Source organism: Paraburkholderia hiiakae, assembly GCF_904848665.1.
Classification (GTDB): domain Bacteria; phylum Pseudomonadota; class Gammaproteobacteria; order Burkholderiales; family Burkholderiaceae; genus Paraburkholderia; species Paraburkholderia hiiakae.
Genome location: NZ_CAJHCQ010000008.1, coordinates 105,490 through 118,021, shown reverse-complemented (window position 1 = coordinate 118,021; position 12,532 = coordinate 105,490). Strand labels below are relative to the sequence as shown.

The following is a 12,532-nucleotide window of genomic DNA, read 5'->3' as shown; positions in this document are numbered from 1 at the left end:
TCGCGAGAGGGCGCAGCGCTGTTTTGATCTACAGAAAAGATACGAAGGAAGACAACGATGGCACTCCCGACTCTCGACCCCAACGCCCCTGATTTCACGCGCCGCTTCGTGAATCTAGCGGACCCGCGCCTGGGCGCGCAGGCGCTCGAGGCGAGCGACGACTTCTTCGCGCCGAAGGATCGCATGCTCAATCCGGAGCCGGCCGTCTTCATTCCAGGCAAGTACGACGAACACGGCAAGTGGATGGACGGCTGGGAAACGCGCCGCAAGCGCACGACGGGCTATGACTGGTGCATCGTGAAGCTCGCGCGCCCCGGCGTCATCAAGGGCCTCGATATCGACACGAGCCATTTCACTGGCAACTATCCGCCGGCGGCATCGGTGGAGGGCGCGTATGTGGCCGATGGCGCACCCACTGCCGCGACGCAATGGACGGAAATCGTCCCCTCGACCTCGTTGAACGGCAATAGCCACCACTACGCGGAAGTATCGAGCGACAGGCCGTATACACACCTGCGCGTGAATATCTATCCCGATGGCGGCATTGCGCGTCTGCGCGTGTATGGCCAGCCGCAGGTGGACTGGGCGGGCGCGAGCCGCACCGAACTGTTCGATCTGGCCGCGATGGAAAACGGCGCGTACCTCGTTGGCGCGAACAACCAGCACTTTGGCACGGCCTCCACGCTGCTCATGCCGGGTCGCGGCGTGAACATGGGCGACGGCTGGGAAACGCGCCGCCGCCGTGAACCGGGCAACGACTGGGCGATCATCGCGCTTGCGCAGCCTGGCATCATCAAGAAGATCGAAGTCGATACGGCGCATTTCAAGGGCAACTACCCCGACCGTTGTTCGTTCCAGGCCGCGCGCGTGGTAGGCGGCACGGACAGCTCGCTCGTGACCCAGGCCATGTTCTGGCCGGTGCTGGTCGGCGAGCAGAAGCTGCAAATGGACAAGCAGCACTACTTTGAGAGCGAACTCGCGGCGCTCGGCCCGGTTACGCACGTGCGCTTCAACATCTTCCCCGATGGCGGCGTTTCGCGCGTGCGCCTGTGGGGCACGCTCGCGTGATTCGCTAACGAGGCCATCATGAGTGAAACAAGGACGACGCTGACCATCGAGCCGCTCACGCGCGAGGCGTTCGCGCCGTTCGGCGACGTGATCGAGCTCGCAGGCGCAAAGCAGATACCGATTAATCTCGGTACCACGATCCGCTATCACGATCTTGCGGAAGTGGACGTGACCGACGAAGGCGGCCGCACGCTCGTAAATCTCTTTCGCGGGCAGCCGCGCGAGTTGCCGTTCGAAGTGAAGATGCTCGAACGGCATCCGCTGGGCAGCCAGGCGTTCGTGCCGCTCAATGACAAGCCGTATCTCGTGGTGGTCGCGCCCGCCGGCGATCTGGACGTCGCGCAGATTCGCGCTTTCGTTTCACGTGGCTGGCAAGGCGTGAATTATGCGAAGGGCGTCTGGCATCATCCGCTGATCGCGTTGGACGAAGTAAGCGATTTCATCGTCGTCGATCGTGGCGGTGATGGGCTCAATCTCAATGAGCAGGATTTGGCGGAGTCACTGTGGTTGACGCATGAGGCGATGGACGCCGCGATGCGGTGACGTTCGGATGCATCGCAGATCGTAAACGAAAGAAAGCCACGGCCTCGGCCGTGGCTTTTTCGTATGTGGCGCTGCGCGTGAGCGCGGTGACAGCCCAACGTGAGTTAGAACTCGTAGCCGACCTGTGTGCGCGCAGCCATGTTGCCGGTACTCGTAAGCGACACGCCGCCGTTGACGAGCCAGTGCATATTGGCCGAGCGATACGTCACGCCAACCGCGGCCGCGCTGCCGCCCATGTAGTAGCCGCCACCGGCCGCGACCACTGTGCGACCCGGTCCCGAAGGCGTGAGGTTAGGCATGGCCATTGCCGCAGCGACGCCCGAATAGGCGTTCTTCGAAACGGTATTGATCGAGTTCTGCAGATTGCCGATCTGCTGGTTGACCGCGTTCGATTGCTGCGTCATCGCATTGTTCAACTGGTTCAGGTTGACCGCATCGGTGCCCTGTGTGCCTGCCGCGACGTTGACGATCTGGCGTTCCGAACCCACTGCGCCGACCGACACGCTCCTGTCGCGATCGGCAACGGAATTCGCGCCGAGCGCGACCGAGTTGTTAGCCTTCGCGTTCGACGAATCGCCGATGGCGGTCGAGTTCGCGCCCGAGGCTACCGCGCCAGCGCCCACGGCGATCGATTGGACGCCAGTAGCGGTCGCGATGCCGTTCGTCGAGTTGATCGCCACGCCCGTCGAACCGCTCGTGCTGATGTTCTGCACGGCCGCGTTCAGGCTCGCGACCTGCTGATTTGTGACATAGAGTTGGCCACCCGTGGCCGCATCGGTGCTGCCGGCCGTGAGGGCTGCATCTTGCAGGCCGGTGAGCTTGACGTTGCCGCCGCTTGCGCTGCCGAGGGTGATCTGGCCGTGCGCGTCCGAGTCGTAGTGGACAGCGCTCGCATCCGTAGCCGCAAGCCCGACCGGCGACGCGACAAGCGGGCGCATTTCCGACGCGTTGGACGGCGAGGCGGCATTGCCGCTGGCCTGCACCGCGCTGCTGAGGCTCGCGCTCGCCTTCAGCATCGTCCGCGTCTCGCTAACGCCGGTGTTGACGACGTCCGGTGCGGCGTCCAGCATACTTTTCACCTGCCCCAGATTTACCGCGTCGCTATCGTCCACGGCCGTCGCCACGTTCGTGATCCGACGCACAAGCCCTGTCGCCGTATTACCCACGGAAATCGAATAAGGTGTGTTCGCGACCGAACCGAGCCCGAGCGCCACCGCGCCTGGCGAGGTGGCCGTCGCGGCCGCGCCGGTACCGATGCCGGCGATGTAGGGATTTCCCGTGATGACCGCTTGCTTCATCTGCGCGACGTTGACCGCGTCAGTCGGAGCCGTGCCTGCCGCAACGTTCGACAGCACGACTGGAGAATGACCGGAGCCACCCAGCGTCACCCCGGACATCGACGAGTCGTCGTAGTGCACCGCCAACGGATCAGGGCCGCTGCTCTCGCTGAGCGCGCCGAGCGCGTCGCCCACGTTGTTATAGGTCTTACCCGACAGGACGTAACGCGTCGCACCGATCGAGCCGTCCGTTTTCACGGAGGTCGAGCCGCCCAGAGCCGCTGCGGTGCTCGATGCGAGGCCGTAGAGTTGCGAGCCGTTCACGGCGTCGGTACTCGCTGCCTTCACGGCGCCGGCGGCGACGTTTTTCAGCGCCACCGGCGCGGTCGAACCCGCGCCGCGCAGTGTCACGGAGTCGTGGGCCGACGAATCGTATTGCACGGCGTCACCGATCTTGCCGGCCAGATTCGTGATGGACTGATTTGTCGCGTAGAGTTGCGAGCCGTTCACGGCGTCGGTGCTGGTGGCCGACAGGTCTCCCGGCGCGAGCCGGACGATCTTCTGATCGCTCATCGTGACGACGCTGTCGAATGTCGTCGGGCCGAAGACCATGACACTTTTTCCTTTGACCGTAAGGGTGCCGTCGTTAAACCCAGCTACCTGGGCCGTAGCCGCGCTGTAACCATATCCTCCCGTGGAGTCGGCCGCGTTGTTCAGCGCAAAGGTGAGACCGCCGCGGTTCTTGCTTTCTGCAGAGCAGTCGAGCCACTCGCTGCCCGTGGAACCATACGCAGCGCCGCTGGCACCTGTGCAAAGTTCGACCCCACCTTGGCCGACCGTTCCGGCTGCTAAAGCCGAAGCCGAAGAAAATCCAACTGCCATCCCCATCGCGCCAGTGAACACGGCTGCGCGGCGTCGCGCAGAAGTTTTTCCGCTTGCCGAAGCTGTCTCCGGCGTGGCAACCCACGTTTGGTCCGTTTCGCTCCAGAGCGAGCCATATATCTTGTTCATCTAAATATTCCTCGTTGTCGAAGGATCTTCTGATCAGAAACACTTTTCATACATACACCGGGATGAGGAATGGGCTCGAATAGGGCGCACCGTCCTAGGCGATGTAATTCTGGAATCTATATATCGAGAGGTGAATTTAGAATGCGAAATTTCCTAAAAATATCGAAATTCCACCATGAATTGAAAATTTCATTCGACATCAATCCTGATTCATTTTTTGAAAAAATCTTTATGAAATTCTTATTGGTGTTATTTGCAATTATCATTTTTTCGTGGTTTTTGTGAAAAATTGTTTGGGGTGTTTATTGTTTGGAATTTAGATTGCTAAGATGGAAGGGCCATACCAGAAGGGATGGCGAAACTATATGGAGAACTAAATGAACAAAATCGAACGTAACCAACTCGCTAATATTCAAGCTGCTGGCGGCTGCTGCAAGTCGAGCGGCTCGAAGGCCACCGTCAATGTAACGGTTACGGTTTCCGCTCCGAAATCGCCGGTCGGTCCCGTCTAACGTGTAGGGCAACGAGAGGGCTGCGCCCCTCTCGTTGGTCGCGTCCGCCGCAGTTATCCTTGCACCAAGAAAACTCCTGCCGTCGACTGGTACCATGATTTCGATGTCGCTCAAGCATCTGCGTACGCGTTTCCTGCGGATGAGGCTCGCATTGCGCCGTCAGGTGCTCGCACGTCTGCCGCTCTCCATGGTTGGGCACGCGGCGCTCCTCTGCTGGCTCGCGCTGGCGTCGTGCAACGGCAGGGTGCGCTCGGCCGGAATTGCGCGCTATGATGCTGGCCGACATGACGTTGGTCTCGCTCGCAGGGAAGCACTGCGCACACTCAGCGCCAGCATGCGCGAGACCTTGCTTGATGAATGCCTTTACGCCGGGCGCGCGCTCGCGCGCGACAGATGGTCGGACATGCAAGCGGTGGCGGCTGAGTTGGCCTGGCAAATCCGGTGGATCAGCGCAAACTATCCGGAGCGCCCCATTGTCCTGTCGCCATTCCATTTTGTATCGCAGTACGCGAACATCTATGTCGTCGACGAGGTGCGCAAGATGCTCAATCTTGCGTCAGTATCGGTTGTTTCCGGCGTGCCTCGCGATGTGTACGGCAATGACGCGGCAATGATTCCTGCCTTGCGGGTGCTGTACACCTACGACGAGGGTGGCAGTGGCAGCCGCAACGGTTTGGGGTTGCGCGTTGCGCGTTCGTTGCGCCGGGAGGGACTAGTCGTGGTGTTCGCGGACGTCGCGCCTTTTTCGCTCGCGAAATTTCCGATGGAAACCGTAGGTGTGCTGATGAAAGGGCGTCCTGCGCGCCTTCATAACGGGGTATTCCGCCTAGGCGCGCCGTTTGACGCGTTGCTGTTCTCCTTCTACTTGCGCTTCGACAATGGGCGCTTCAGTGTGCGTATGTTCGAGCCAGTTGCGCTTGCACAGGCCGATGCCCCGCAGCGGCTTGCCGACCTGATCGAAACGGCGCGCATAGAAAATTATTCGCATTGGCTTTTTGCAGGACATCCGTCGACCTATCATTTTGCGCCAACCCGCTAGCACGGGCAGCGCATATGGGCGCACAAAACCAGACCATACATGCCTGATCGGAACGGTCGGGCAACGGGGATTTTATAAGTACGTGGAACCGACCAATCTTCCGGGATTCCAGGACATCAGATGGCGCTGGATTGCCTACTGTGCATCGGCAACCGTTTTGTTAGGTGTTGCATTCGCCTTCACTCATGAAGTTGAACTCAAGCAGGACGTGCGCTGCGAAGTCGTGGCGCCGAACGAAATCAAGGTACAGGGTGCAGGTGGGCTCGTTTCGGCAATCTATATACAGCCGCCCGTCCGCGTCACGGCTGGCCAGCCGCTTTTTCGCCTTGAGCGCGACATTTCGCTCGCGAGCGACGGCTCGCGGCGCACGGAGTTCGAAGCGCAGGTTCGCGACGAAGAGCGTCGTGCTGCGGACGCGCGCTATGTGCAGCGTCATACCGACCTGGAATCGCGGCTCGCCACGGCACGTGCAAACGAAGCAAGCCAGCGCGCGCAACTAATCCAGTTAAGCGCACAAGCCGAACAAAGCGTGGACCTCGTCAACGAGGCAGAGAAGAAGCTTGCGCGTCTCGATTCGATTCAGGACTACGTGATGGCTGATCGAATTGAGCAGGCGCGCACCGAACTGCACCAGAGCCGCATTGCGCGTGCTGACGTCGCAGCGCGGCATCAGCAGGCGTTCGCGGTGCTCGCTGATCTACGTAATACGCAGACGACGCTCGCCGCGCAGTTGCAGGAGCTAGACGCCAGCCATGCACGCGACTTGCAGGAGGCCGACGCGCGCTTCGAGCAGGGTCGTCTCGACGTGACGATCTCGGCGCCGAAGGCGGGCACAGTCACATTCTCGCGCCTCGTGCAGGGTAGTACGCTGCAACCGTCGGACGTCGCAATGGTCATAGTCACTGATGACACTCAGCCATTGCGCGCAGAACTGCGTATTCCCTCGCGCCGGCGCGGATTCGTGCATGCAGGGCAGACTGTTCGGCTCAAGTTTGACGCATTTCCCTACGCTCGCTTCGGTTCGTACGAGGCGAAGATCGCCTCGGTCTCGCGAACGACAGTTGCCAGCGCGACTCCGCCGCCCGAGCAGTCCGCATCTTCCGGGAATGGTGCGTCGTCAGACGGCGGCGAGCTGTACGTTGCGTGGGTGACGTTACCGGGCCATACATTTGCTTACGGCAAGCAGCATTACGACATCCTGCCGGGTATGCAGGCGACGGCGAGTATCGTCGTGGAGCGGCGCACCATCGCGGAATGGGTGTTCGAACCTTTGTTCAAGATCGTGCGGGGTTGATATGCAGGTGATCTATCAGAATGAGGTTGCCGAGTGTGGCTATGCTTGTCTCGCCATGGTGTTGACCCACTGCGGACGCGCAACGGAAGTGCGCGAGTTGTCGGCATTCCGTCCGATTTCCGTAAACGGTCTTTCGCTGATGGACCTCTACGATGCTGCAGTGGAATTCGGCCTCGAAGTGCAGGCGTTTCGTTTCGACGCTTCGCAAGTCGGGGAGATCAAGCGCGGCTCAATCGTTCATTTCGGCGGTGCGCATTTCGTCGTATTTGAACGCTGTACACGCAACTATGTCTCGTTGATCGACCCCGCAGTTGGACGCAGGCGCATTGCCATGGATACGTTCCTTGCGAACGTCTCAGGCTATCTTGTTGAATGCTCGCCGACTCCTGCGCTCGAGCGTATCGAGCGCCGCTCGCGCGTGCCTGACGCGCTTGCTCGGCTGCGCAAGCTGTATCCGAAAATGGGAGAAAGCTTCGCGAAGATTCTGTTTGTTGCGCTGGGTGCGCAATTCGCGATCCTCGCGACACCTTACCTGGGTTCATTCGTACTCGATCATGTTGTCGCCGATGACAATCTGAATCTGCTTAACGTGCTCGTTTTGACGTTCGGCGCGATTTTTTTTGTGGGAGCGGCCGGACAATACGCGCAGGGTGTACTTGTCGAATTGCTGTACGTGCAGGTAAGTATCAACTCGACCGAGGGATTGTTCGCGCACTTGTTGCGTATCCCCATCTCGTATTTCGAGAAGCGAAACGTCGGCGATGTCTTTACTCGGTTCAAGGCGCAGGATGAAGTCAACGGCTTTGCGTCCCGCTCGGCCGTGTCGTTCTGCCTCGACCTGGCAGTCGGGTTGCTCGCACTTTTGCTCATGGTCGTGCAGAGCACGAAATTAACCATCCTGGTTCTCGGGATTTTCACGCTCTACGTGCTGGTCGCCACGACGATGTTCGCTTCGATGCGAGATTCGCATGCACGCGTTTTCCAGCAGAGTGCGCGCTGTGACGACGCGCTCTTTGAGACCTTGCGCGGAGTAGCGCTGATCAAACTCGCCCAGGGAGAAACCCGCCGCATGGCGCGATTCATGGAACTGTTTCGCACGTACGCCGCGGCATCGTTCCAGAGCAGCAAGCTGTCGGCGACGCGCGAAGCGGTACTCAAACTGCTTTCTCATGTTGAGACACTCGCGGTCACATGGTTCGCGGCCAGGCTGATGCTGGGTGGGGCGATTTCGGTGGGGGGCTTCTATTCGTTCATGATCTACAAATCGCTCTTTTCCGAGCGTATTGCACACGTCATCAATACGGGTTTTTCGTATTTCATGTTGACCGTTCCGGTCACGCGAGTGGACGACATCGTGAAATGCGAGCCGGAGCGTTATACACCGCTCGAAGACATGCATAAGACGTTCGAAGCTCGTCGCTTCGAGCATATCTCCGTGCGCGATGTGACGTTTAGCTACGGTATTTCCGATCAGCCTGTTCTCACTGGTGCCAACCTTGATATCCGGCGCGGCGACAAGATTGTGATCACCGGGCCCTCGGGTGTGGGCAAGTCGACGCTTTTCAAGTTGCTGGCAGCCTCGGAAAAGCCGCAACAAGGGGAGATTACGCTCAATGGTATCGCCTGGACGAACCTGAGCGTCGACGAAATCCGGCGCCACGCCGCACATATGCGCCAGGGCGACATTATTCTTCATGGTTCGATTGCGGACAACATTTCATTTTTCGAGGGCAATCCGGATGAAGCCAGGATCCTCGCCCTGCTCGAGGAAGTTGGCCTGCTGGAGGACGTCATGCGGCTGCCCATGCGCACCCGCTCGGTGATCAGCGATTCGCTCGCGAACATTTCTGCGGGCCAACGTCAGCGGCTGTTGCTCGCACGCGCGCTGTATCAGCCGCGCGAGATATTGCTGCTCGATGAACCGACTTCGAACCTCGACCCTGTAGCCGTGCGCCGTATTGCGGCGCTGCTTCAACGCATCGAGCGCACCGTCGTGGTCATTACGCACGACGTTGCGATGGCGGAGGGCTTCGACAAACACTATCGTCTTATAGACGGAGCTTTCTCGCGAGTCGAGCGACGCGAAGCCGAAGCGGCAATGGACGGGGGCACGTGAACCTGAATCTTCGCGCGCGAATGACAGTCGCGTTCCTGGTAGCGATATTCGCAGGCAGTGCGCATGCAGCGGATCTGTTGTCCGTGGTCGATGATGCGCTCGATCGCGACCCGACGCTGGCCGCTTCACTTGCCGCTTCGCGAGCGGCCATGCAAGCGGTGCCGAAAGCGCGCGCCGCGCTGCTGCCGCACGTTTCCGGGGGATGGGCACGCGCATATAACGGTATTGTGACGGAGGATTTCCCGACCCAGCACTACTGGCAGAGCGGCTGGACCGTCGTGCTCACGCAGCCAGTCTTCGACTGGGCGAAGTGGACCGCATATCGCCAGGCCGACTATGTGGTGGCGCGTCAGCGCTTGCAGTTCGCGAGCGTCGCGCAGCAGACGATCCTCAATGCGGCACAGGCTTATTTCGATTTGCTCGCTGCGGGTGACGAACTGGCGCGGGTCGAAGATTACCAGCGCGCTCTCGACGCGCACCTTGCGCTACTAGCGCGTGCCAAAGCGGCGGGAGAAGCGACGCTCGTCGACGTACGCGATGGTGAGTCGAGCCGCGCGCAGGCTCTGGTGCAGCGACTCGATGCGCAAACCCGCATGCAACTGGCGCGCACGGCGCTTGAGCGAATCACCGGGAAACCGGCCGAGGCGCTTGCCGCGCTCCCGCCAGGGGGGACGCCTGCACTTGAGCCAGCCGATGTCGAGTCGTGGGTTACGCAGGCGCAGACGCGCGGTTATTCGGTGCAAATTGGTGAACTGGCGCTACAGATCGCAAAGCTGGATACCGAGCGGGAGCGGGCAGCCCGCTATCCGAGTGCAGACGTGCAACTCACGCACACGCCTGCCGGGGCGGCAGCGGGCTATGCGAGACCGACCACAACCACGACGGGCATGCTCGAAGTGATGATTCCGGTGTTCTCGGGCGGAGAAGTCACTGCGAAGGTGAACGAGGCGATGGCGCTCGAAGACAAGGCGCGCAACGAGCTCGAAGCAGCCGTGCGCGATGCCGGGACGGATGCGCGTACGCAGTGGGTGGGCGTGGACTCTGGGCGTCTGCGCGTGGCCGCGCTCGACCGGCTCGTGCAGCAGGCACAGGCAGCGCTCGACGCGACGCGTATTGGATTCGGCGCAGGCAGCCGCACGAGTCTGGATGTGCTGCGGGCGACCGACGCCCTCTACGCGAGCCGTCGCGACCTGATCCGTGCGCGTTATGACGCGGTACTAGCGTTGCTCAGACTGCTCGCGCAGACGTCGATGCTCGACCTGGATGAAGTCGCGCGCATCAATGTCCAGCTTTTTGCGGCGATGCCGACGCAGCGCGTTGCGGTGCGCGAGTCGGGTGCTGAGCGGTCGGCGCGTCCAGTCGGCGCCAGTGCGGGAGCAGTGCAACGGGCGGCTTCGCCACAGATGGTTGCCGCGCCTCAAATCGCAATCTCCGGAGCGCAGGCTGCGCCTCGAGTTGAAAGCAACAGGCAAGGGCCATCTGCGCCAGTGCTTGCACCGCCCGTGGTCGAAAGCGTCTGGCCATTAGCGCCTGACGCCGCTCACGGACCCACCGCGGCGAACATGGCCGCCGCCTCACCGGGGCAAGCGACTAACTACACACCGCTTGTGCCTTGATCGGACATCGACGATCAACCCGGTTTGCCGCGAAAGAAAAATCCGGAGCACGACGTGCACCGGATTTTTTGTCCGCGCCACAAGCGCTCGCGAAAGCTTACTGTTTCGCCCCTCCCTGGAACCACGCCGCAATCTTCTGCCGCTCGTCGTCGGTCATGTGCGTGACGTTGCCAAGCGGCATTGCCTTGAGCGTCACGGCCTGCTGATACAGCCGCTGCGCATTTTGCGAAATTTCATCGGGCGTATCGAACATCACGCCGGCGGGCGCGGCGCCCATCAACGTCGGGTGGGCCGAGTGACAGGACGCGCAACGTTGCTGCAGGATCGGCTGAATATCGGCAACCTTGAGCTGCGGTGCGTTCGCGGCCTCGGCCTGCGGCACGACCGGGCGCGGCAGCGTCCACACCAGCGCGACGAACATCAGCGCCACGCCGCCGATCGGCAGATACCAGAGCTGCTGGCCACGGTGACGCATCACGAAGAACTGGCGAATCAGCGCGCCGGCCAGCATGATCACCACGAGCACGGCCCAGTTGTAGGTGTGGGCATAGGTCATGGCGTAGTGGTTCGACAGCATCGCGAACACCACGGGCAGCGTGAAATACGTGTTGTGCACTGAACGCTGTTTGCCGCGCTTGCCGTAGATCGGGTTCGGCACTTCGCCCTTGAGCATCGCGGCGACCATCTTGCGCTGGCCGGGGATGATGACGAAGAACACGTTGGCCGACATGATCGTCGCGAGCATCGCACCCATGATGAGATACGCGGCGCGGCCCGAGAAGATATGGCAGGCGAGGTAAGCGGCAACCACGACATAGATGCCCACGCACACGCCGAGCAGCTTGTCCTTCGTGCCGAGCGCGCGGCACAGCGAGTCATAGACGATCCAGCCCGCGGCGAGGAAGCCGAGCGCCGAGAAGATCGCGACGACCGGGCCCATGTCGAGCACGTTCTTGTCGATGAGATACGTGTTCGGCGCCATCAGGTACAGCACCGTGAAAAGCGACGCGCCCGAGAGCCACGTGGTGTACGACGGCCACTTCGACCAGTGCAGGTCGTCGGGCATTTCAGGGGGCGCCACGGTGTACTTCTGCATGTTGTAGAAGCCGCCGCCGTGCACGTGCCACAGTTCGCCGAACACGCCGCGGCGGCGCTGGTTCGGGTCCGTAGGTGGTTTGAGGCTGTTGTCGAGCGCGACGAAATAGAACGACTCGCCAATCCAGGCGATCGCCGCGATGACGTGGAACCAGCGCAGCGCGAGGTTCAGCCAATCGGTAATAAAGCCTTCCATGAAACGTCTCCAGTCCTGATGCATCGCGCGCGCGTTTGTTCGCAAGCGCTAACTGCGGGGTATGAGCGCGCCGTGCAGCTCTCGGGCCGCTGGACGACCCAAGCGCTGCCGCGCCGCCGTTGTTGTTCGTATGACCTTGGGCTCGTTGAATCGGGTTTGAATATCGCCCGGAATGCCCCATGAGAATAGGTTGCGCTGGCCGTTCAGTTGTCGCTTAGCTGCCCCGATAGGTGCTGTACGACCACGGCGAAACGAGTAGCGGCACGTGGTAGTGCGAGCCGGCGTCAGCGATGCCGAAGCGCAGCACCACACGGTCGACGAAACGCGGCTCGGGCACGTTCGTGCCGAGGGCGGCGAAATAGTCGCCAGCGTGGAAAACGAGTTCGTATTCGCCTTTGGCGAGCGCCTCGCCTTCGAGCAGCGGCGCGTCGCAGCGGCCGTCGTCATTGGTGGTCACGGTCTTCAGCGCGCGGCGCGCGTCGCCCGAGAGCGCAAAGAGCTCGACCTTGATGCCCGCGCCGGGACGGCCGTTCGCGGTGTCGAGCACGTGGGTAGTCAGCTTGCCCATTCGCAGTTTTCCTTGTGAGTGCCTGGTGCGATTGCGAGGTTTCAGCGGCAGCTCTCGATCCCATGCATGATGCAATACGGCGGATCGAGGCTCCACGTCAGTGGCTACATACCCGTCGGCGGATCGAAGCGAGCGCCGTGAACGCATTTTAAGAACGATCGCCCCCGGCGCGCGCGAGCGATAGGAAAGATAAATCT

At 61.2% G+C, this 12,532-nt stretch carries 10 protein-coding genes and 1 pseudogene; 7 read left to right on the top strand and 4 right to left on the bottom strand.

Going from position 1 to position 12,532, the window contains the following annotated elements; genetic code table 11:
• The first annotated feature begins 57 nt into the window (after positions 1–57).
• Positions 58–1,068 (top strand): allantoicase, encoded by a 1,011-nt coding sequence (gene alc, locus JMY28_RS17175; RefSeq protein WP_201697123.1) that lies wholly within the window; start codon positions 58–60, stop codon positions 1,066–1,068.
• 18 nt (positions 1,069–1,086) lie between these two features.
• Entirely contained in the window at positions 1,087–1,611 is a 525-nt protein-coding gene (locus tag JMY28_RS17170; RefSeq protein ID WP_201697122.1) for an ureidoglycolate lyase, read from the top strand.
• A gap of 104 nt (positions 1,612–1,715) precedes the next feature.
• Here the strand turns inward: JMY28_RS17170 and JMY28_RS17165 are convergent, their stop codons facing one another.
• Positions 1,716–3,500 (bottom strand): YadA family autotransporter adhesin, encoded by a 1,785-nt coding sequence (locus JMY28_RS17165; RefSeq protein ID WP_236596903.1) that lies wholly within the window; start codon positions 3,498–3,500, stop codon positions 1,716–1,718.
• A 276-nt stretch (positions 3,501–3,776) separates the two neighbouring features.
• Positions 3,777–3,899, bottom strand: a pseudogene (locus JMY28_RS39545) (ESPR domain-containing protein); the annotation flags it as partial.
• 377 nt (positions 3,900–4,276) lie between these two features.
• Between JMY28_RS39545 and JMY28_RS39350 the strand changes: the two are divergent.
• From JMY28_RS39350 to JMY28_RS17145, 5 genes are all read left to right on the top strand, one after another.
• The gene (locus JMY28_RS39350; protein WP_268960645.1) at positions 4,277–4,411 is read left to right on the top strand and encodes a hypothetical protein; all 135 of its coding nucleotides are present in this window, start codon (positions 4,277–4,279) and stop codon (positions 4,409–4,411) included.
• A gap of 94 nt (positions 4,412–4,505) precedes the next feature.
• Entirely contained in the window at positions 4,506–5,450 is a 945-nt protein-coding gene (locus JMY28_RS17160) for a hypothetical protein (RefSeq protein WP_236596902.1), read from the top strand.
• On the top strand, positions 5,407–6,744 hold the full coding sequence (locus tag JMY28_RS17155; RefSeq protein ID WP_328809414.1) for an HlyD family efflux transporter periplasmic adaptor subunit: 1,338 nt from the start codon (positions 5,407–5,409) through the stop codon (positions 6,742–6,744). Before JMY28_RS17160 ends, JMY28_RS17155 begins: the two co-directional genes overlap by 44 nt.
• A 1-nt stretch (position 6,745) precedes the next feature.
• Positions 6,746–8,860 carry a peptidase domain-containing ABC transporter gene (locus JMY28_RS17150; protein ID WP_201697120.1) on the top strand — a complete coding sequence of 705 codons (2,115 nt, stop codon included), beginning with the start codon at positions 6,746–6,748 and terminating at the stop codon, positions 8,858–8,860.
• Positions 8,857–10,476, top strand: coding sequence for a TolC family outer membrane protein (locus JMY28_RS17145; RefSeq protein ID WP_236596901.1), 1,620 nt, complete (start codon positions 8,857–8,859; stop codon positions 10,474–10,476). Before JMY28_RS17150 ends, JMY28_RS17145 begins: the two co-directional genes overlap by 4 nt.
• A 97-nt stretch (positions 10,477–10,573) precedes the next feature.
• Here JMY28_RS17145 and JMY28_RS17140 read toward each other — a convergent pair whose 3' ends face one another.
• Together JMY28_RS17140 and uraH are read right to left on the bottom strand one after the other, a co-directional pair.
• Positions 10,574–11,767: a urate hydroxylase PuuD gene (locus tag JMY28_RS17140; protein WP_201697119.1), complete on the bottom strand. Its 1,194-nt coding sequence runs from the start codon at positions 11,765–11,767 to the stop codon at positions 10,574–10,576.
• 214 nt (positions 11,768–11,981) lie between these two features.
• Complete coding sequence (gene uraH / locus JMY28_RS17135; RefSeq protein WP_201697118.1) at positions 11,982–12,335, bottom strand: hydroxyisourate hydrolase; 354 nt, start codon at positions 12,333–12,335, stop codon at positions 11,982–11,984.
• Positions 12,336–12,532: the final 197 nt, after the last annotated feature.

Excerpts from the sequence above, each read along its gene's own strand:
- JMY28_RS39350 (WP_268960645.1), top strand. The coding sequence starts at position 4,277 with ATGAACAAAATCGAACGTAACCAACTCGCTAATATTCAAGCTGCTGGC.
- JMY28_RS17160 (WP_236596902.1), top strand. The coding sequence starts at position 4,506 with ATGATTTCGATGTCGCTCAAGCATCTGCGTACGCGTTTCCTGCGGATG.
- JMY28_RS17140 (WP_201697119.1), bottom strand. The coding sequence starts at position 11,767 with ATGGAAGGCTTTATTACCGATTGGCTGAACCTCGCGCTGCGCTGGTTC.
- JMY28_RS17150 (WP_201697120.1), top strand. The coding sequence starts at position 6,746 with ATGCAGGTGATCTATCAGAATGAGGTTGCCGAGTGTGGCTATGCTTGT.
- alc (WP_201697123.1), top strand. The coding sequence starts at position 58 with ATGGCACTCCCGACTCTCGACCCCAACGCCCCTGATTTCACGCGCCGC.
- JMY28_RS17165 (WP_236596903.1), bottom strand. The coding sequence starts at position 3,500 with ATGGTCTTCGGCCCGACGACATTCGACAGCGTCGTCACGATGAGCGAT.
- JMY28_RS17170 (WP_201697122.1), top strand. The coding sequence starts at position 1,087 with ATGAGTGAAACAAGGACGACGCTGACCATCGAGCCGCTCACGCGCGAG.
- uraH (WP_201697118.1), bottom strand. The coding sequence starts at position 12,335 with ATGGGCAAGCTGACTACCCACGTGCTCGACACCGCGAACGGCCGTCCC.